The organism is Brevibacillus sp. 7WMA2, from assembly GCF_010748895.1.
GTDB classification, from domain to species: domain Bacteria; phylum Bacillota; class Bacilli; order Brevibacillales; family Brevibacillaceae; genus Brevibacillus_B; species Brevibacillus_B halotolerans.
On record NZ_CP048799.1, the window covers coordinates 211,426 to 230,473 of the forward strand.

15 protein-coding genes are annotated in these 19,048 nt (G+C 41.5%); 11 read left to right on the forward strand and 4 right to left on the reverse strand.

Features of this window, described 5'->3' with window-relative positions; translation table 11 throughout:
* Positions 1 to 36: 36 nt before the first annotated feature.
* The 8 genes from GOP56_RS01060 (at position 37) to cydC (ending at position 11,793) form a co-directional block, all read left to right on the forward strand.
* Entirely contained in the window at positions 37 to 1,182 is a 1,146-nt protein-coding gene (locus tag GOP56_RS01060; protein WP_254068536.1) for a L,D-transpeptidase, read from the forward strand.
* A 210-nt stretch (positions 1,183 to 1,392) separates the two neighbouring features.
* On the forward strand, positions 1,393 to 2,586 hold the full coding sequence (locus tag GOP56_RS01065) for a multidrug effflux MFS transporter (protein WP_163244261.1): 1,194 nt from the start codon (positions 1,393 to 1,395) through the stop codon (positions 2,584 to 2,586).
* Positions 2,587 to 2,693: 107 nt separating this feature from the next.
* A complete protein-coding gene (locus tag GOP56_RS01070) occupies positions 2,694 to 2,918 on the forward strand; it encodes a heavy-metal-associated domain-containing protein (protein ID WP_163244262.1) in 225 nt (74 codons plus the stop codon).
* Between the two features lie 162 nt (positions 2,919 to 3,080).
* Complete coding sequence (locus GOP56_RS01075) at positions 3,081 to 5,513, forward strand: heavy metal translocating P-type ATPase (protein ID WP_163244263.1); 2,433 nt, start codon at positions 3,081 to 3,083, stop codon at positions 5,511 to 5,513.
* Between the two features lie 341 nt (positions 5,514 to 5,854).
* Positions 5,855 to 7,264 (forward strand): cytochrome ubiquinol oxidase subunit I, encoded by a 1,410-nt coding sequence (locus tag GOP56_RS01080; RefSeq protein ID WP_276209067.1) that lies wholly within the window; start codon positions 5,855 to 5,857, stop codon positions 7,262 to 7,264.
* A complete protein-coding gene (cydB, locus tag GOP56_RS01085; RefSeq protein ID WP_096888086.1) occupies positions 7,251 to 8,267 on the forward strand; it encodes a cytochrome d ubiquinol oxidase subunit II in 1,017 nt (338 codons plus the stop codon). Before GOP56_RS01080 ends, cydB begins: the two co-directional genes overlap by 14 nt.
* Positions 8,267 to 10,030: a thiol reductant ABC exporter subunit CydD gene (cydD, locus tag GOP56_RS01090; RefSeq protein WP_163244264.1), complete on the forward strand. Its 1,764-nt coding sequence runs from the start codon at positions 8,267 to 8,269 to the stop codon at positions 10,028 to 10,030. The genes cydB and cydD overlap by 1 nt, the downstream gene beginning before the upstream one ends.
* Positions 10,030 to 11,793 carry a thiol reductant ABC exporter subunit CydC gene (cydC, locus tag GOP56_RS01095; RefSeq protein ID WP_163244265.1) on the forward strand — a complete coding sequence of 588 codons (1,764 nt, stop codon included), beginning with the start codon at positions 10,030 to 10,032 and terminating at the stop codon, positions 11,791 to 11,793. The genes cydD and cydC overlap by 1 nt, the downstream gene beginning before the upstream one ends.
* 59 nt (positions 11,794 to 11,852) lie before the next feature.
* Here cydC and GOP56_RS01100 read toward each other — a convergent pair whose 3' ends face one another.
* The 4 genes from GOP56_RS01100 to GOP56_RS01115 form a co-directional block, all read right to left on the reverse strand.
* Entirely contained in the window at positions 11,853 to 13,001 is a 1,149-nt protein-coding gene (locus GOP56_RS01100; protein WP_163244266.1) for a Ger(x)C family spore germination protein, read from the reverse strand.
* A gap of 5 nt (positions 13,002 to 13,006) precedes the next feature.
* A complete protein-coding gene (locus GOP56_RS01105; protein WP_163246775.1) occupies positions 13,007 to 14,497 on the reverse strand; it encodes a spore germination protein in 1,491 nt (496 codons plus the stop codon).
* Positions 14,472 to 15,593 (reverse strand): GerAB/ArcD/ProY family transporter, encoded by a 1,122-nt coding sequence (locus tag GOP56_RS01110; protein ID WP_101667925.1) that lies wholly within the window; start codon positions 15,591 to 15,593, stop codon positions 14,472 to 14,474. Before GOP56_RS01110 ends, GOP56_RS01105 begins: the two co-directional genes overlap by 26 nt.
* 102 nt (positions 15,594 to 15,695) lie before the next feature.
* Positions 15,696 to 16,658 (reverse strand): cation diffusion facilitator family transporter, encoded by a 963-nt coding sequence (locus tag GOP56_RS01115; protein ID WP_163244267.1) that lies wholly within the window; start codon positions 16,656 to 16,658, stop codon positions 15,696 to 15,698.
* Between the two features lie 209 nt (positions 16,659 to 16,867).
* Here GOP56_RS01115 and GOP56_RS01120 point away from each other — a divergent pair, with 209 nt between their 5' ends.
* From GOP56_RS01120 to GOP56_RS01130, 3 genes are all read left to right on the forward strand, one after another.
* On the forward strand, positions 16,868 to 17,206 hold the full coding sequence (locus GOP56_RS01120; protein WP_163244268.1) for a four-helix bundle copper-binding protein: 339 nt from the start codon (positions 16,868 to 16,870) through the stop codon (positions 17,204 to 17,206).
* A gap of 115 nt (positions 17,207 to 17,321) precedes the next feature.
* The gene (locus GOP56_RS01125) at positions 17,322 to 18,029 is read left to right on the forward strand and encodes a response regulator transcription factor (RefSeq protein ID WP_003337929.1); all 708 of its coding nucleotides are present in this window, start codon (positions 17,322 to 17,324) and stop codon (positions 18,027 to 18,029) included.
* Entirely contained in the window at positions 18,026 to 19,015 is a 990-nt protein-coding gene (locus GOP56_RS01130) for a sensor histidine kinase (RefSeq protein ID WP_031414294.1), read from the forward strand. The genes GOP56_RS01125 and GOP56_RS01130 overlap by 4 nt, the downstream gene beginning before the upstream one ends.
* The last annotated feature ends 33 nt before the right edge of the window (positions 19,016 to 19,048 follow it).

Consider the following 19,048-nt stretch of genomic DNA (forward strand, 5'->3'; position numbering starts at 1 on the left):
ATGTATGTTACGACCCTTTTCTTAGGAGGTTCGGAGATGATGAAGGGAAAACTGGTGAATTCGGATCTATTTACAACGAATTCACTTAACTCCGATAAACTCTTGTCTACTAGTGAACAAAAGACACTGCATACAGGTTCCATTGCATCACTTTTACAAAAGCGTCCGTTAGTTGTTGTTGCGGGACCAAACCTGCCTAAAGGGGCGAATGAGGATTTGATAAAAACGCAACTTTCAAGCTCATTAGCTCCGTTGTTTCAAGACGTACAGCAGACAGGGCAGGAATCTCCTTTAGTCATCGTCGTACCGCCTAACAAGCAACTCCCAGTGTACCAGGCACTACCTTTTTATAGCCCAGAACAGGTTCTTGGGATTACGAATGCCGCCGGGGAGTGGTTTCCGATAACGGATGAACAGTGTGCATGTAATAGTCAACAGCTTGTGGCATCCATCAAAAAAAGGATCGATGAACAGCAGCATTCTTTACTAGGATTATTATCTTTACGGACAGCACTTTATCATTACTATCTTCGAACACATACGCTTCCAAAGCAGCTTAATCAATTGGTGCAAGCATCTCCGAATAATTATTTGTCCCAAATTCCTGCACCTCCAGTGGGCGCTCAGGAAGGCTGGATTTACAATCCAACCGCCTTTCAACCGCAAAGGCCTTGGGAAAGTATGGAGCAGGTAGTAGGGACAAAGGGGCTACATTTGTTAGCGAAAGGGCTTCAGCCAATTGAAGTTAACATCTCGATTCCTGAATTTCGGATGCATGTGGTGAGTGGCTCCTATCTATTGCGTTCCTACCCAGTGGCGCTAGGAGCTCGCAATCAGACACCTGTTGGAGATTTTAGCATTGCACTAAAGGTAAATAAGCCTAGATCAGCAACTAAAGTATATGGAACGCGTGCTTTAGCATTGAGTAACCCCGATTATGCTATCCACGGGACGAATGACCCTTCTTCTATCGGTAAAGCAGTGTCTAAAGGCTGCATTCGGCTGTTTAATCGCGATGTGGAAGAATTGTATAGCTTAGTCCCATTAGGAACGAAAGTACATATTGGTAAGACAAAGCTGAAAACATCATCAGCAATGGGCCTCCCAGGAAGCGGCAAGCCGTATCTACTTCCCGGAAGATCAGATGAGAAGTCAAAAAAATTCTATCACTGGCGTAGATAAAGTGGCATTGCAAAAACAGATAAAATAGCGTGACCAAAGTTGAGAATCGATATCGCCTATGCTATTATCTTTGGTAAAGGTTTGACTCCCCCTATTAAAAGTATGGTGATAGAAATGCTTTCATTTGCTAGATTAAGTAAGTGTAAACCCCCTATTCCGTAATCGTTATGTGCAGAGTTTTGAGATTTGCACATGATAGGGGGAATCGGTATGACCAAAAAAATCTCAACACCGTCACTGTTACTATTTATTATTCTTGTCGGCTTTCCACAAATTAGTGAAACGATATATACACCTTCTTTACCTGATATTTCACAGGCGCTTGGAGTTAGTAGCAATATCATTCAATTGACATTAAGCCTTTACTTCTTTGGCTTTGCCCTAGGAGTCTTCTTTTGGGGAAGACTATCTGATGTAATTGGAAGGCGGCCAGCATTGCTATGGGGTATATTTATTTATGGAGCTGGCAGTCTTGGCTGCTATCTGTCTAATGCAGTTGAGTGGCTATTAGTCAGTAGATTTGTTCAGGCCTTTGGAGCAAGTACTGGCTCTGTGGTGACGCAAGCCATTCTCCGTGAAAGCATAGACGGAGGTAGACGTCATGCTGTGTTTGCCCAGATCTCTGCTGCGCTTGCTTTTACTCCCGCAATTGGCCCCTTACTGGGAGGATTCATTGATCAGGCTTTGGGATTTCGGGCTGTTTTCTTTACCCTTGTTGTGATGGGGGTACTTGTTTTTGTTTACACATGGAGGGCATTACCTGAGACAAGATTATCTGTAACTTCCAAAAGTAGTGTAAGTTTGGTAGCCAAACGCATGGCTCGTGATCAAAGAGTCTGGTTGTTTGGATTGCTGATTGGAATAACGAATGGAATTTTGTTCAGTTACTATGCAGAGGCTCCTTTTATTTACATGGAGTTTTTTCATATGACACCAGGTGTGTTTGGATTTTTTGGTGTTTTTGTAGCTTTAGCGTCCATAATTGGTGCGTTGCTTTCAAAGAAATTGCTACAGAAGCTTTCAGCCGAGCTGATTATTTATGTAGGATCGCTTGTAACGGCATTGGGTGCCGGGAGCCTAACCGCTCTGGTGCTTATTGGTTTAGATTCGTCGATCCTGTCATTGGTATTACTAGTTAGTTGTGTTTTTATACTTTTGATGGGGATTGGGATGGCTATACCGAATGGTTTAAGCTTAGCATTGGTACATTATCATGATACACAAGGTACAGCAGGTGCTATATTTGGACTAAGCTACTACTTTCTCGTAAGTTTTATTACGACAGGGATGAGCTATCTTCATAATGGGATGCTGTTGCCTATGCCAATGTATTTTCTTTTACTGGCTTTGGTCATGATAGTTGTCAGCTACAAGCTGATGATTCCACCGAATACGATGAAATAAAGAACAAAGAAGGGCCTACAATTATGTAGGTCTTTCTTTTTCACTATTTACATAGGGTAGGGGGGTATAGTATTATGAATTTAACAATGCTGATAAGGAGAGATATCATGATGACCAAAACAGTTTTGCATGTAGAAGGAATGTCTTGCAAGAGCTGTGCAGCAAAGATTAAACTAGCAAGCAAGGCATTAGGCGCTAAAAAAGTTCAGGTAGATCTTGTTCAAAAGCAGGTGGAAATTGAGCATGACACTAATAGCCTAGAAGCCATCCTTTTACAAGAACATGTGGAGAAATTGGGATATAAGGTAGTCGAAGACAGCGAAGGCAACTGAAAAAGAGCTGTCGCAGTACAATGACTTTTTGTTGTATGATAATAAGATTCACGAAAAGCAAATCTATTTAGTAGAAGGGGCCTTGACTTCACAGAAGGGGGCTTTTTTAAAACGATATAATATACCTATATAGGGTATTGTATAGGTAAGGGAGGTAGTAGCATGGCGGAGAATGTCGCAGCAAATAAGCAACAAAAAACCACAATGCAAATTACTGGAATGACTTGCGCCGCGTGTGCCCGACGGATCGAAAAGGGATTGCAGAAGACAGAGGGGGTTCAGGATGCCACAGTTAATCTTAGCTTAGAACGGGCTTCGGTTACGTTTGACCCCAAAAAGGTAAGTGTGGTTGATCTGGAGCAACGTATAGAGTCCCTTGGGTATGGTACGGTTAAGGAGAAAGCAGAGCTCCTTGTTACTGGAATGACATGTGCTGCATGTGCGACTCGAATCGAAAAGGGCCTTAAAAAGCTTCCTGGGGTCTTGGAAGCAAGTGTGAATCTAGCGATGGAACGAGCAACGGTGGTGTATCAGCCTTCCGAGACAACTACGGTTGATTTCGTAAAAAAGGTAGAGAATTTAGGATATGGAGCAAGTCTGAAGCAGGAGGAGCAAGTAGACGAGTCTGATCATCGAAAAAGAGAGATCGCTAAGCAAAAGCGTAAACTGATCTTCTCTGCAATCCTATCTCTTCCATTGCTATGGACGATGGTGAAGCATTTTTCGTTTACCTCATTTATTTGGGCGCCTGAGATTTTGATGAACCCATGGATTCAATTACTATTGGCCACTCCCGTACAGTTCATGATTGGGTGGCAATTTTACCAAGGAGCGTATAAGGCACTTCGCAATGGCTCAGCAAACATGGATGTATTAGTAGCGTTAGGAACATCAGCAGCTTATTTTTACAGTCTTTATGAAACGATTAGAAGTATGCAGGCCATGCATCATGATATCCATCTTTATTATGAAACTAGTGCTGTACTCATTACCTTAATTTTATTAGGAAAACTTTTTGAAGCATTAGCAAAGGGACGCACATCGGAAGCCATCAAAACCTTAATGGGACTTCAGGCAAAGACGGCTACGGTTATACGCAATGGCCAAGAACTGGTCATTGCTGTGGAGGAAGTGCAGGTTAATGATCTGTTTCTTGTGAAGCCAGGAGAAAAAATACCGGTAGATGGAGAGATTGTTGAGGGAAAATCCTCGGTGGATGAATCAATGCTAACGGGAGAAAGCATTCCTGTGGAAAAAGAATCAGGCGATCAAGTGATAGGAGCTACGATTAATAAAAACGGTGTTTTACAAGTAAAGGCAACAAAGGTCGGCAGGGAAACAGCATTGGCCCAAATCATTAAAGTAGTGGAAGAAGCACAGGGATCTAAAGCGCCGATTCAACGTGTGGCCGACAAGATTTCAGGTATTTTTGTTCCGATTGTAGTATCGCTTGCCGTTTTGGCTTTTCTGATTTGGTACTTCTTCATTACACCAGGCGATTTTACTAGCGCACTAGAAATTCTAATAGCTGTTCTAGTCATTGCTTGCCCGTGTGCACTTGGTTTAGCAACTCCAACCTCAATCATGGCAGGCTCTGGTCGGGCAGCAGAAGCGGGTGTTCTATTTAAGGGTGGAGAACATTTGGAAGCGACACATCGAATTGATACAGTCCTACTTGATAAAACGGGGACGATTACAAAGGGTAAGCCTGAATTGACAGATGTGCTGACGGCAGATCACTGGGAAAAACAACAATTTCTTCAGTATATCGCTAGTGCTGAGAAAAACTCCGAGCATCCTTTAGCAGAGGCCATTGTGGCGGGCGTCATTGAGCAGGGGATTGATTTGCAAAGCCCTAGCGAATTCGAAGCCATTCCAGGGTACGGTGTGCGAGCCATTATTGGGGGGAAAGAAGTATTAGTTGGAACACGCAAGCTCATGGGGAAATTTGCGGTACAGATCGATCTAGCATTGCCTATTATGGAAAAATGGGAGCAGGAAGGTAAAACAGCGATGCTGGCTGCCATTGATCAGCGATATGCCGGAGTGATCGCAGTAGCGGATACCGTCAAACAAACCTCCCGAGAAGCGATTGCTCGCTTAAAAGAAATGGGCTTAAGCGTCTATATGGTCACAGGCGATAATGAACGAACAGCAAAAGCGATCGCGGCACAGGTTGGTGTCGAGCATGTGATCGCAGAAGTGTTGCCAGAGGGAAAAGCAGCCGAAGTAACTAAGTTACAACAAGCAGGCAAAAAAGTAGCGATGGTTGGAGATGGAATTAACGATGCTCCAGCATTAGCCACAGCAGATATAGGTATCGCCATGGGAACGGGTACAGATATAGCGATGGAAGCAGCAGATATTACGTTGATGCGGGGCGATCTAAATAGCATTGCGGATGCCTTCACGATGAGCAAGAAAACGATGACGAACATCAAACAAAACTTATTTTGGGCGCTGGCCTACAATTGTTTAGGGATTCCCATTGCGGCTGCTGGGTTATTAGCTCCATGGTTGGCAGGTGCAGCGATGGCATTAAGCTCCGTATCGGTTGTGTTAAATGCTCTGCGATTACAACGGGTAAAGCTTTAAAAAGAGAATAAATAATTGTAAAACGAAAATAAAAAAAGATGACTACATAAAACAGTGGTCATCTTTTTTGTTTATCAAAAAAATAACATTTTTTCAAAAAACTTACCCGTATAAGTTGGTAGATTTAATATCGTTGTTATATAGGTAATTTTCTGAATAATCTTTTGTTAAAATGTTACTTTTTGTCGGATAGATGAATCTTTTCAAATTAGATTGAAACTAGTGAACTAAATGTGATAAATATCACACATGGGGTATGGAACAATCTGAGAAAATAACGCAAGGATAGATAAAATACCTTTTAGTTAAAAAACTATCAAGAGAGAGGGATGAGGAAATCAATGGATTTGGATCTGGTAATGCTTTCACGTACTCAGTTTGCTTCCACAACGATTTTCCACTTCATCTTCGTCCCATTGACGATTGGATTATCTTTTCTAATCGCAATAATGGAAACGATGTATGTGGTCAAAGGGGAAGAAAAATATAAGCACATGGCAAAGTTCTGGGGCAAGCTGTTCCTGATTAACTTTGGTGTGGGTGTCGTAACAGGGATTCTACAGGAGTTCCAATTTGGTATGAACTGGTCTAATTATTCAAGATTTGTCGGTGACGTTTTCGGTGCACCCCTTGCAATTGAGGCATTATTAGCTTTCTTTTTGGAATCTACATTTATCGGTTTATGGATTTTTGGTTGGGAGCGTTTGTCGAAAAAGGTTCACTGTCTCTGTATTTGGCTGGTGGCTTTCGGTACGACAATGTCTGCTTTCTGGATACTGTTAGCCAACTCTTTTATGCAACGACCTGTAGGCTTTGAGATCAACAATGGTCGAGCGGAGATGAATGACTTTTTTGCGCTCGTTACGAATGGTCAGTTAATGGTAGAGTTCCCGCATACGATTTTTTCCGCGTTTGCGACGGGAGCTTTCCTAGTAGCTGGTGTTAGTGCTTATAAATTATTGCGTAAACAAGAGGTATCATTCTTTAAATCATCTTTTCAGTTATCGATTGTGGTTGCACTTCTATCTTCTCTCCTAGTAGCTGTATTTGGTCACCAGCAAGCTCAATATCTGGTGGGAACACAGCCTATGAAAATGGCTGCAAGTGAAGCCTTGTGGGAAAGAAGTCCGGACCCAGCTCCTTGGACAGTATTTGCTACGATTGATCCAGAAAACAAGAAAAATGGAATAGAGGTTTCAATCCCATACCTGTTAAGCTATCTATCCTATAGTAAATTCTCAGGTGACCTTCCTGGAATGAATGAGTTACAAGCTGAATACGAACAAAAATATGGTCCTGGCGATTATATTCCACCTGTTCGCACGACATTCTGGAGCTTCCGCATCATGGTAGCAGGTGGTAGTTTAATGATTCTCCTTGCAATGATCGGATTCTATCTATCATGGCGCAAAAAGCTAGAGCAGCCAAATAAATGGTTTATGCATGCAATGGTATATAGTATTTCTTTACCATTTATCGCAAATACAGCAGGGTGGGTTATGACTGAATTTGGTCGTCAGCCATGGACTGTTTTTGGATTGATGAAAACTGAAGATAGTATTTCACCTAGCGTATCTGCTGGCGAAGTGTTATTCTCCCTGATTGCTTTTAGTACGATTTATTTGGTGCTGTTCATCGTGCTCCTTTATTTGTTTACTCGTGTTATCAAGAAGGGTCCTTATGCTCTAGTGAAGGCAGAAGCAAGTACAAATGACCCGTTTAATAAGGAGGAAACTCATGCTTTCTCTTAATGAACTCTGGTTTGTTTTAATCGCCGTTTTATTTATTGGCTTCTTCTTTTTAGAGGGCTTTGATTTTGGAATTGGAATGTCTACTACTTTCCTAGCCAAATCAGACATAGAGCGCCGTGTTTTAATCAATTCAATTGGCCCGTTCTGGGATGCGAATGAAGTATGGCTCTTGACCGCAGGGGGAGCGATGTTTGCTGCATTCCCTAACTGGTATGCAACTCTGTTTAGTGGCTTTTATTTACCGTTAGTATTTCTTCTATTAGCGTTAATCGGTCGCGGTGTTGCTTTTGAATACCGTGGCAAAGTAGATAATCCTGTATGGAGAAAAGTTTGGGATGTTGCGATTTTTATCGGTAGCTTTTTACCGCCATTCCTACTGGGTGTAGTATTTGCTTGTCTATTAAAGGGCTTACCAATTGATGCAAACATGGAAATGAACGCTGGATTGTTTGACATGGTTAATCTGTATAGCGTGATGGGCGGAGTAACCGTTGTTGTTCTTTGCCAAGTACACGGTCTTTTGTTTGCAACACTACGGACAACAGGTGATCTGCGCTTACGTGCTCGCAAGCAGGCAAAAATGCTGTTGGTTCCATTAGCACTTCTGTTGGTTATCTTTGGAAGTATGACCTACTTCATGACGGATATTTTTGCCGTTCGGGGTGGAATACTAAGCGTGATAGCCGTATTAGGTGTCATTGCTTATGTGCTAGCTGGTTACTTTATTTCGAAAGAACGCGATGGCTGGGCATTCGGTATGACTGGTACAGTAATTGCTCTTTCCATTAGTTCCGTATTTATTGGATTGTTCCCGCGTGTAATGATTAGCTCGATTGACAGTATGTTCAACCTAACTATTCAAAATGCATCATCTAGTCCATACTCTCTTAAAATCATGACGATTGTAGCTTTATCCTTGCTACCATTTGTATTGGGCTATCAAATTTGGAGTTACTTTGTATTTCATAAACGTGTACATGAGAAGGAGCACTTGGAATATTAATGGGTAAAAACTTACTCGGTTATAAAGGAATTGTGCCGGTTCTACTAGCAGTAGCTGTGCTTGTTCTAATCCAAAGCTTGTCCATTCTATACCAGGCAAAATGGTTGGCGGAAGTTATTTCCGCCCTTTTTGCTGGTCAAAAACTACAGGAACTATATATGGGCTTGGGTTTGTTTTTGTTGGCGTTTCTCGTTCGTCATTTGACCAACCTGCTGCAACAGAAAATCGCCTATCGCTTTGCGATGAAGACAGGCAGTGATGTACGTAAAAGGTTAATGGAAAAACTATTTTTGTTAGGACCGCGTTTTGCTAAAACACAGGGTACAGGGAATGTGGTAACGCTCGTGATCGAGGGAGTTGCGCAATTTCGGACCTATCTCGAATTGATTATTCCCCGCATGGTTAGTACGGCGATCACACCTTGGATCATTCTTGCTTATGTAGCCTGGCAGGATATGATTTCTGGAATTATTTTGCTTGTTACGATGCCGATTTTAATTGTGTTTATGATTCTAATTGGTCTTGCAGCTAAGGGAAAAATGGATCGCCAATGGAAATCATATCGCATTTTATCCAACCATTTTGTAGATGCATTGCGTGGATTGGAAACCCTTAAATATTTAGGATTAAGCCGTTCGCATAGCAAAACAATCGAGCGTGTGAGTGATCGCTATCGTTCTGCGACGATGGGCACCTTACGCGTAGCTTTTCTATCATCATTTGCGCTGGATTTTTTCACAATGCTTTCCGTGGCTTGTGTTGCGGTTAGTCTAGGGCTACGACTTATTTCTGGGGAAATTTTTCTGTTATCAGGGTTAACCGTTTTGATTTTGGCCCCCGAATATTTCTTGCCAATTCGTATGGTGGGCGCTGATTATCATGCGACATTAAATGGGAAAGAAGCAGGAGAGGCGATTCAAGCGATTCTGAAACAGCAGGTAGCTCAAGGCAAGGAAGAAGATTCTAGCGTAACGATAAGCGAATGGACAAATGAAAGCTCTCTGGTACTTACTTCTATTGGTATGAAGCATGAGAGTCAAACAAACTCAATTCAGAAAGAACAAGCCCTTTTGGAAGCTAAGCCTTCCCTAAAAGATATCTCTTTTAGCATAACAGGTAAACAAAAGATCGGAATTATTGGAGAAAGTGGTGCAGGTAAGTCCACATTAATTGATGTACTTGCTGGATTTTTGGCTCCCACATCTGGACAAATGGAGTTGAATGGACAACGGGTATCTTCGCTATGTCAAGCAAAATGGCAAAGCCAAACAACCTATATTCCTCAGCATCCATATATTTTTTCATGCTCGCTATATGATAATGTCAGGTTTTACTCTCCTACAGCTAGTGATGATCAGATAGATAAGGCGATTCAAGCTGCTGGTCTAGGTGATTTATTCAATAGTTTGCCTAGAAAAGGTGAAGAACGAATCGGGAATGGCGGACGTACATTAAGTGGTGGACAGGAGCAACGCATCGCTCTTGCTCGTGCATTTTTAAGCAATCGACCTATAATTTTATTAGACGAACCGACCGCTCATCTTGATATTGAAACGGAATATGAACTAAAAGAGACGATGCTCTCTTTGTTTGAAGATAAATTAGTGCTGCTAGCGACACATAGGCTTCATTGGATGCTTGATATGGACCTTATCATTGTATTGGAGCAGGGGATGATAAAAGAAGTAGGTACACATGCAGAGTTGCTTGCCAAACGAGGAACCTACTATCAAATGATTGCAATGCAAGGGGAGGAAATCTAATGAAGCGAGAAGAATGGCTTTTCCCCTACATGAAAGCTTATGCGAGAAGGTTTGCTCTTATTGTCCTTTTAGGCGTATGTACGGCTGTAACAGCTAGTTCCTTGATGTTTACATCTGGCTTTCTCATTTCTAAATCAGCATTACGACCTGAAAATATTTTATTGGTCTATGTGCCTGTAGTATTGGTTCGTACGTTTGGGATCAGTCGTGCTGTTGTTCATTATGTGGAACGGTTGGTAGGACATGATACAATCTTGCGGATTTTATCAAAAATGCGTTTACGGTTGTATCAGATTTTGGAACCGCAGGCTTTATTTGTTCGTTCACGCTTCCGCACAGGTGATCTACTGGGTGTTCTGGCTGATGATGTCGAGTATCTTCAAAATGTCTACTTACGCACTATTTTTCCTAGCATCGTGGCATTGGTTATGTATGTGGTGGTGCTTGCGGTCATTGGCTGGTTTGATACGGGATTTGCCTTGTTCATGGCTTTTTTAATCCTGTTATTGCTATTTGTGTTTCCGGCTATTTCACTCGTGTTGACCAAACAACTGCAAACAGAAAGCAAATCCGAACGCAATGGGTTATATCAAAAACTAACTGATGCCATAATGGGGATGGGCGACTGGGTAATTAGTGGTAGGGAGGAGCAGTTTGTTCATTCCTACGAGCAGGATGAGGCGAAAGTAGCCCGCATTGACGCTACATTAAGCGAATGGAGTAAGTGGCGTAATTTCCTAGGACAAACGATTGTGGGTTGTATTATTGTAGCCATGTTATTTTGGACAGGTGATCAATATGCTATGGGTGAAATTGCTGTCACATTGATCGCAGCTTTGGTACTGGTAATGTTTCCGGTGATGGATATCTTTTTACCAATCTCAGAAGCGATTGAGAAGATCCCCCAATATCAAAACTCATTAGACCGCCTGAACAGTATTGATAAGGCAGATGGAAAAAACCGTACAAGTGAGTTCCAGTCAAAGATTGATGAACAACAAATAAAAGTAGCTCAGAAGGATGCACACATCCGTATCGAGGAAGTCACTTATCAATATGCTCCAGAAGCACCTGTTGCCGTTCAACAGGTATCGCTTACTGTGCCGCAGGGTAAAAAAATAGCAATTATCGGACGAAGCGGTGCTGGTAAATCAACGTTATTAAAGCTCATACAGGGAGCGCTTCTTCCTACTCAGGGGCGTGTCAGCATTCAGGGGATACCGGCAGATCATTATGGAGAGCATATTCCGACGATCATGTCAGTATTAAATCAAAGCCCCCATCTGTTTGATACTACTGTAGAAAATAATATTCGACTTGGAAAGGTCGAAGCGTCTGATGAGGAATTGAGGCAGGTTTGCAGACAGGTTCAATTGGATCGTTTAATCGAATCCTTGCCAGAAGGGTATCAAACGCAAATGAATGAGACAGGGCAACGCTTTTCGGGCGGCGAACGTCAACGAATTGCACTTGCACGCATTCTTCTACAAAATACATCGATCGTCTTGCTCGATGAACCTACTGTTGGGCTAGATCCTCGTACGGAACGGGAGCTTTTGCGGACTATTTTTAACACCTTGAACGAAAAAACGCTCATTTGGATCACCCATCATTTGGTGGGGGCAGAGCATATGGATGAAATCATTTTTATGGAGGATGGAAGGATTGTCATGCGAGGAACACATACAGAATTAATGAATAAAGAGCCTCGCTATATGAACCTCTATCGTTTGGATCGACCTGAGGAATTTGAAGTAAACTGAGAATGCTTGCATAAAAATGAGGAAGTAGCAAATGGTACGGACACTTTTGCTGACTTCCTCTATTTTTTTATGCGATACATGCCAGAGTGATTCAATGTAACGTGGACTTGAATGGTTTTTAGTGACGCCTTTGTTAAGATAATTCCACTATTGTCGGACAGACGCTTCCAGGCCTGTATATCTTGTTTGTACAGATGATTTTTTAGTGAATATAGATCAATTCCCTTTTTGATTCCGTGTTGATAGGTATCTCTAATTTCTTGTTTTATTTTTTTCTCTGCTCTTTTACGAAGCTCCTCCATATCCGCCTTCTCGGATAATTCATCTATTGACCCATGCACCTTTACAGAAATGGAAAATCGGGGTTGACCACTTTGATCAAATGTAAACCTTACCTGATGCTTGGGCTTGGAAAAGGACAGGTTAGCCAATGGTTTATCTTCACGATCTAGATGAACGAAGGTTTGAACGGTATCGGGTGTCATCCAACGTAAACCAGCAATCTTCGCAGATGGAAACCACCCGCCATTGGTTCCCTCTTTAATGGCATAGACGCCATCTATTTGGAATTGAGGTGATTCTTTTTGATTTCTGGTCCATTCCTTTTGGCTAGTACTTAGGGATGGTAGTAATAACGTAAGCCCAGGCTCCCTTATTTCGTAAACAAACCGTTGAAAACTTATTGGTGCAATGATCGAATCTTGTTTAAAGGATTCTTCCGGATTATGTAAGATGGTCAGGAGTGGTGACAGTCCAAATAATGATGGAGTAGTAAATAAGCTGTCTATAGGCTTATCTGAGCCAAAAATCCAAGGAGTGTATCGTACCTCAGGATAACGAAGCAAGCTATCAATATTTGCTAAAAGATCTTTCGCTAACATCCTCTCACTTAGAACAATTCCAGTAACATAATCCCAAACAACACGTAATTGGTTCGATTTGAAAAAATGATTTATGGCTCGATCAATCGTTTTTCCTTTGGCCTGAGCGGTCCAAATAGGCTTGTCTACTTTATTACTAGCTCCTTCCTGCTTAGCAATATTGGTGAAATCAAGCGACTGTGTGTAAATAATAAATTCTCCATCCTTAAAATCAATCCCGAGTGCTGTCACGTAGTTGAGGTCTTGAATATTTTTATTATCCCAACAGCCGGTTAACAAAATCAACAGAAGGATTGTCGATAGATAGGAGATACATGTCCGAGACATCTTCCTCACGCTTCATCACTGCCTTGTCTAGTGGGATCGGTTGTATGCAGGATTTTCGGCCGTTTTTTCATCGCTTTTAAAGGAAGAGCGATTAACGATTGGAGCATATCTTTAAAGGTTGGCGGAGAGATTGGTGCTAAATAAGGAAGGCCGAATGATTCCTGAGTGCTCAGATAAAGTACAATTGATAAAACAGAGAGAAAAAAACCGTACATCCCTAAAAAGGACGATACAATGAGTACAAATATTCGCAGGACACTCACTGTTCCGCTCAACGATTGATTGACTAAGGTAAAGGTTGCTACTGCCGTCACTGCAGCAACGACCAAGGTAGTGGGGGAACCAAGCCCGGCACGGATAGAGGCATCCCCAACAATTAATCCCCCAACTACCGCTACTGTTTGGCCCACCGCTTTTGGCAAACGAATACCAGCCTCACGAAAAATTTCAAACAAACCCAGCATCAAGAACATTTCCATGGAGGATGAAAGAGGTAGTCCAACCCTCGCAGTGGTTACTGTAGCTAACAGAGGAAACGGTAATTGTTCTACATTAAAGGAAATCAAAGCAGTCCAGAATCCAGGAGTAAAAATGGAAACGATCAAGCCAAGGAGCCTAAGGATACGCTCAAAGGTAACGAAATAGAAGGGAAAGTGGATATCCTCAGGTGATTTTAGGGTCAAAAGAAGATTGGTAGGCCCAATCAATGCCATAGGAGAACCTTCTATAAAAATGATAAAGCGTCCGCGCAATAAGCTCTGTACAACATAATCAGGACGTCCAACATAATCCAATAAAGGAAATAAAGAATAAGAAGAGTCCCCTAACGCTTCCCCAAGCTGAGAGCTACTGACTAATGCATCTACACTAATGCTGGTAAGCCGATGCCGTACTTCTTCTACGAGTTTGGGATCAATAATATCTTTTATATACAAAAGAGCTACCTGAGATTGACTGCGTTGACCGATCGTAAAGCGTTCATGCCACATTGATTCAGAGCGAAGTCTTTTTCTAATCAGGGCTATGTTTGTTGAAACGCTTTCTGTAAACCCATCCTTTGGGCCTTTGACTGAAATCTCCGTATTAGATTCTTCAGGCGAACGATTTGGGGGATCTGAAATATCCAATACAAAGGCTCGATCATATGAATCGACAGTAATGATGAGCTTCCCAATAAACAGATCTCGCTCAATCTCTTTTAGATCAATAGGCGAATCAATAGGCTGCACGGGTAAGCTTCGATCTAACTCTTCTAATGAGGAATATCTGCTAAACTTTTTTTGGAGATCGGAAAACACAAATTGCCGATACATTCTAGCATCGATTAATCCATCACAATAAAAAAACGAAATAGGTACAGATGAATCTGTGGTAGCAAACTGAAATGTTTCTACTTTTACATCAGCACATTTTGCAAAATAGTCACAGAGAAGCTGACGTAAGCCGATACTGTTTGTGCTGGTAGCTTGGTTATGTTGATTTGCTTCCTTTTGCATGTTCATCCGTACCTCTCGCGTTCTGTTTTGACCAGCTTCCAATGAAAGCAAGTAAGAGAGAAATAGCCAATAAAACAAATAAAGCTAAGGGAAAATAGATTCTTTTAAAGGAATCAATTAATAAAGGGTCCTTTGTATGCAATAAGATAATAACTACAATAAGGCTGCCAGACAAAACCGTTACTAGGATTTGATGACCACGTTTTTTTATGGGGAGGATATCATAAATAAGGAATAAAGCTAGTGAAACACGTATAAATGCTCCAGATAACCATTGGAAAATTGAGAGAAAATCAACATGCTCAATATACTTGCCAATGGTTACGAGACGCCATTGCTCAAAAGATGGATACATTTGATTCGCAGCTTCTTTTGGCCCGAAACTAGCTACTGCTCCCATATAGGGGCCAAGTGTCAGGCCAGCGAGTAGGATACAGAGCCACACTGCCTTTTTAAAGGTGATTGAGGTAGAAATGTGGTGTTGTAGCATCAACAGAAAGATGATTTCTACCATACCATTTCCAACGATCATTGCACCTCTTAGAACGGGAAGATAACCATTTTCGAGAATCGGCAGTAAAAGCGAATAATTCTTGTACTGAAAGTTGGCGCCCATCACGAAATACCCTAATAAAAGAACGATTGGTAATATGATTCCAGCACAAATCGCCAAGGGTTGGATACCAGATAAAGCACAAAGTATGGATAAGAGGATTATGCTGGCAGCTACCAAAAATACAGGGGTTTGCGGTAAATAGGAAATCTTGGTCCACATGGTCATATCCAGAGTTGTAACATATATATCTGAAAGTAAGTAGAGAATGAACAGCCCGATGATGATCCAAGCAAACCAAGCACTGCTCTGTTGCGTAATCCAAGAGAATAAACTCGTGCCCCTTTGCCGACGAATAATGAACAGCAACAGAGGAAGCCAACAAATTGTAAGTATCATAGCGATGAGAATACTAATCCAACCGTCTCTTTCAACTGTACGAAGTAATAAGGGAATTAAAATAACATGGTTAAGAAGTCCTGTTGATAGAAAGAGAATGCAGCAGGCTTGAAGGAACGTAATAGGTGTATTTCTATATTTCACAAGATATCCTCCATTTACTAAAAATGGATTTTTCTTAGTGTGATCGAAATCAAACAAGTTTAATCGAAAAAAGTCTTTCCTAATAAAGGAAAGACTTGGGGGTTAATGACTGTGATTATGTTCATGCTTGTCACTTGTTTGAGGTCCTGTTTCACATAAAAGCTCCTGATGTAAAATACTTGAATCTTCAATTTGAATGGTGGAGTGGGTAATGCCGAATTGATGTTCTAATAAGTGTAACGCTTCTTGCAGAATAGGGTAACTGGCTAAGCCATCTTTAACATGTAAGTGGCAACTGAGTGAATCAAATCCAGAGGTAACCGTCCAGATATGTAAATCATGCACACTAGTAACTCCTTCAATCTTGGATAGAGCATCCGAAACCTGATCAGCGTCTATAGAAGCTGGTGTGCTTTCCATGAGAACATCAACAGAATCTCTAGTAACACGCCAGGCGCTTAACATAATTAGAACCGCTACTACTACACTGATGATGGGGTCTGCGATATACCAATTGAATTTCCACATGAGAAGACCTGCTAGAATAGCCCCTACTGATCCCAATAAATCACCAAGGACATGCAAAAAAGCACTACGAATATTCAGGTTGTTTTTGTAATCACCACGCATCAGAACGAAGGCGGCTGCAATGTTAGCCAATAGACCAACGAACGCAATCCCCATCATCGACAGACTTGCTACTTCAGGTGGTGCGAAGAATCGTTGATAAGCCTCCCAAATGATGACAAGGGAGATAACCACGAGCATTACACCATTAATGAGCGCGGCTAGGATTTCGAAGCGATAAAAGCCGTATGTTTTTTTGGCTGAAGGTTTTCTAGTGGCAAAAAACATGGCGATCAGACTAAGAAATAGAGCAGAAGAGTCGCTTAGCATATGCCCTGCATCCGACAAAAGGGCAAGGCTGTTTGTGAGAAAGCCGCCAATTACCTCTACAATTAAAAAAGCAGTGATTATGAATAGGGAAATCAATAGAGCGCGCTTGTTCGCTCCTTTCCCGTGATGATGATGTCCTCCGTGAGAATGATCATGATGGTGTCCCATATAAATTCTCCTTTCAACAAGAAATCAGTAAGCTATACTCCTTTAAACGTGGATAGATGTTTATGTATTGTTGCCTTGTTTGATTTATATTATATAACCAAACCGCCAAACATTCAAATGTTTATTTGAATGTTTGAATGATGATCTGCTGATTCTCCTTTTCTCATAACGGGTAAATAATAGGAACGAAAGAGACGGAGGTAGAAAGGATGCAAGTAACATCTCAACAGGTAGCGAATTGCCTACAAGTGTGTAAAGCTTGTTTACAGGCCTGCAATGAATGCTATGCAGCCTGTCTACAGGATAGTGATCTGGATAAATACCGAGATTGTCTTTTCATCGTACGGCAAAGTGCAGAGATATGTATGCTAGCAATTAGTGCATTATCCTTGGATAGCATGTTTTGTAGTCAGATCTGCAAATTAACAGCGGAAATCTGCGAAGCATGTGCAAAAATATGCAGTCAGTTTGAACAAGATCATTGTCAGGCCTGCGCTCATGCTTGCTATCAATGCGTAGCAGCCTGTCGGGAAATGGTCGTTCACTAACTTGGCAGACAGTCGCCGATTTTGTATCATTGACTTTATTGGTAGGCGATAATGTATTAGGATAAAAATGTGATAAACTAAAGGGAAGCAAACGGTTGGAAAAGGGGAAAATGAGATGAACGTAAATACTGTATACATCGTGGAAGATGATCCCAAACTAGCTGAACTCTTACAAAGTTATATTGAAAAATATGGATATCAAGCTGTTATTGTTAAGAATTTTGAACGTGTGATAGAGGAATTTCAAGAGCTGAATCCACAGTTGGTTCTTTTAGATGTGAATTTGCCAAAATTCGATGGTTATTATTGGTGCCGTCAAATCAGAAAAATTTCTACATGTCCAATCCTGTTCATTTCGGCCCGAGCAGGCGAAATGGATCAGATTCTAGGCTTGGAGAACGGAGCAGATGACTATATAGCTAAACCGTTTCATTATGATGTTGTGATGGCCAAAATCCGCAGCCATTTACGCCGCAACTATGGAGATTATGCGCCTAAAATGCAGGAGAGAATTGTACAACAGGCTGGATTAACATTGTACCCAGAACGAATGGAGCTCACCTTACATAATGAAATGGTGAGTTTAACCAAAAAAGAAGCTGTATTAATTGAAGAGCTAATGAAACGCTACCCTCGCATTGTGAGTCGGGAGCGTTTGCTAGAAAACTTATGGGATGATCAGGTGTACGTGGACGATAATACATTAAATGTGAATATCACACGTGTCCGTAAAAAGTTTCAGGAATTAGGGATTGAAGATGCAATTGAAACAGTACGAGGAGCTGGGTACCGTTTAGTGCTAACGTGGGGGAATGAAGCGTGAAGTTGTTCTTTCGTGAACATCTGCGGCTGATATTCTTTCAGGTTTTTCAATTGCTGTTTGTTTTGTTCATCTTATTATTAGACGGATATGCTAAAAATTCCGTGTTAATCTATATGTTTGTTTTAAGTATAGGCTTGTTAGCTATCTATCTTTTTATTACTTACATCCGCTCAAGAGAATTTTATTTGCATTTAGAAAAGCCAATGGAAACGCTGGAGGATTCTTTAGTTGATTTTCACGAAACACCAGTTAGTGAAGCGTATGCTGAAGCAATGCAAAGTCAATATCGGATGTATCAGCAAATGATCCTTGAGCATGAGCGAAAGAAGGACGAGCATGTCACTTTCATGAATCAGTGGGTTCACCAGATGAAGACACCTCTATCTGTCATTCAGTTATTAGTACAGGATGAGGATGATCCGCCTTTCCCAAGTATCAGAGAAGAGGCGGAGCGAATTGGACGAGGGTTAGAAATGGTCCTGCATACATCCCGCCTAGAAGTATTTGAGCGAGACTTCCGTGTTGATTCTGTTGAATTGAAGCCTATTGTACAACGGGTCATACAGGAGAATAAAACCTATTTTATTCGCAATCAGGTTTATCCAGATGTACAAATTCCGGATGGACTGTATGTGAAATCGGATTCGAAATGGCTTCCTTTTATGTTAAATCAAATTATTACGAATGCCATTAAATATTCCGCAGGCTCTAAGCAAAAGGTTACAATTTCGGCAACCCAAGAGGAGACAGAGGTTAGATTAGAAATTACCGATAGAGGAGTAGGCATTCCCGAAGCAGATATTAAACGGGTATTCCGTCCTTTCTTTACTGGAGAGAATGGGCGTAAATATCGAGAATCAACGGGAATGGGACTATATTTGGTACAACAGATTAGCGAGAAATTAGATCATCAGGTGAGCATTACCTCAGCAGTAGGAGAGGGAACGACAGTTTCGTTGGTTTTCCCCTGCCATATGATCAAGTAATGACAGTTCTTATCTAGAAGCCAAGAACACCCT

What these genes read in the sequence shown, in the direction of transcription:
- GOP56_RS01120 (WP_163244268.1), top strand. Translation starts at nt 16,868, where the DNA reads ATGCAAGTAACATCTCAACAGGTAGCGAATTGCCTACAAGTGTGTAAA.
- cydC (WP_163244265.1), top strand. Translation starts at nt 10,030, where the DNA reads ATGAAGCGAGAAGAATGGCTTTTCCCCTACATGAAAGCTTATGCGAGA.
- cydD (WP_163244264.1), top strand. Translation starts at nt 8,267, where the DNA reads ATGGGTAAAAACTTACTCGGTTATAAAGGAATTGTGCCGGTTCTACTA.
- GOP56_RS01080 (WP_276209067.1), top strand. Translation starts at nt 5,855, where the DNA reads ATGGATTTGGATCTGGTAATGCTTTCACGTACTCAGTTTGCTTCCACA.
- GOP56_RS01105 (WP_163246775.1), bottom strand. Translation starts at nt 14,497, where the DNA reads ATGCAAAAGGAAGCAAATCAACATAACCAAGCTACCAGCACAAACAGT.
- GOP56_RS01060 (WP_254068536.1), top strand. Translation starts at nt 37, where the DNA reads ATGATGAAGGGAAAACTGGTGAATTCGGATCTATTTACAACGAATTCA.
- GOP56_RS01065 (WP_163244261.1), top strand. Translation starts at nt 1,393, where the DNA reads ATGACCAAAAAAATCTCAACACCGTCACTGTTACTATTTATTATTCTT.
- GOP56_RS01115 (WP_163244267.1), bottom strand. Translation starts at nt 16,658, where the DNA reads ATGGGACACCATCATGATCATTCTCACGGAGGACATCATCATCACGGG.
- GOP56_RS01125 (WP_003337929.1), top strand. Translation starts at nt 17,322, where the DNA reads ATGAACGTAAATACTGTATACATCGTGGAAGATGATCCCAAACTAGCT.
- GOP56_RS01075 (WP_163244263.1), top strand. Translation starts at nt 3,081, where the DNA reads ATGGCGGAGAATGTCGCAGCAAATAAGCAACAAAAAACCACAATGCAA.
- GOP56_RS01100 (WP_163244266.1), bottom strand. Translation starts at nt 13,001, where the DNA reads ATGTCTCGGACATGTATCTCCTATCTATCGACAATCCTTCTGTTGATT.
- cydB (WP_096888086.1), top strand. Translation starts at nt 7,251, where the DNA reads ATGCTTTCTCTTAATGAACTCTGGTTTGTTTTAATCGCCGTTTTATTT.
- GOP56_RS01070 (WP_163244262.1), top strand. Translation starts at nt 2,694, where the DNA reads ATGATGACCAAAACAGTTTTGCATGTAGAAGGAATGTCTTGCAAGAGC.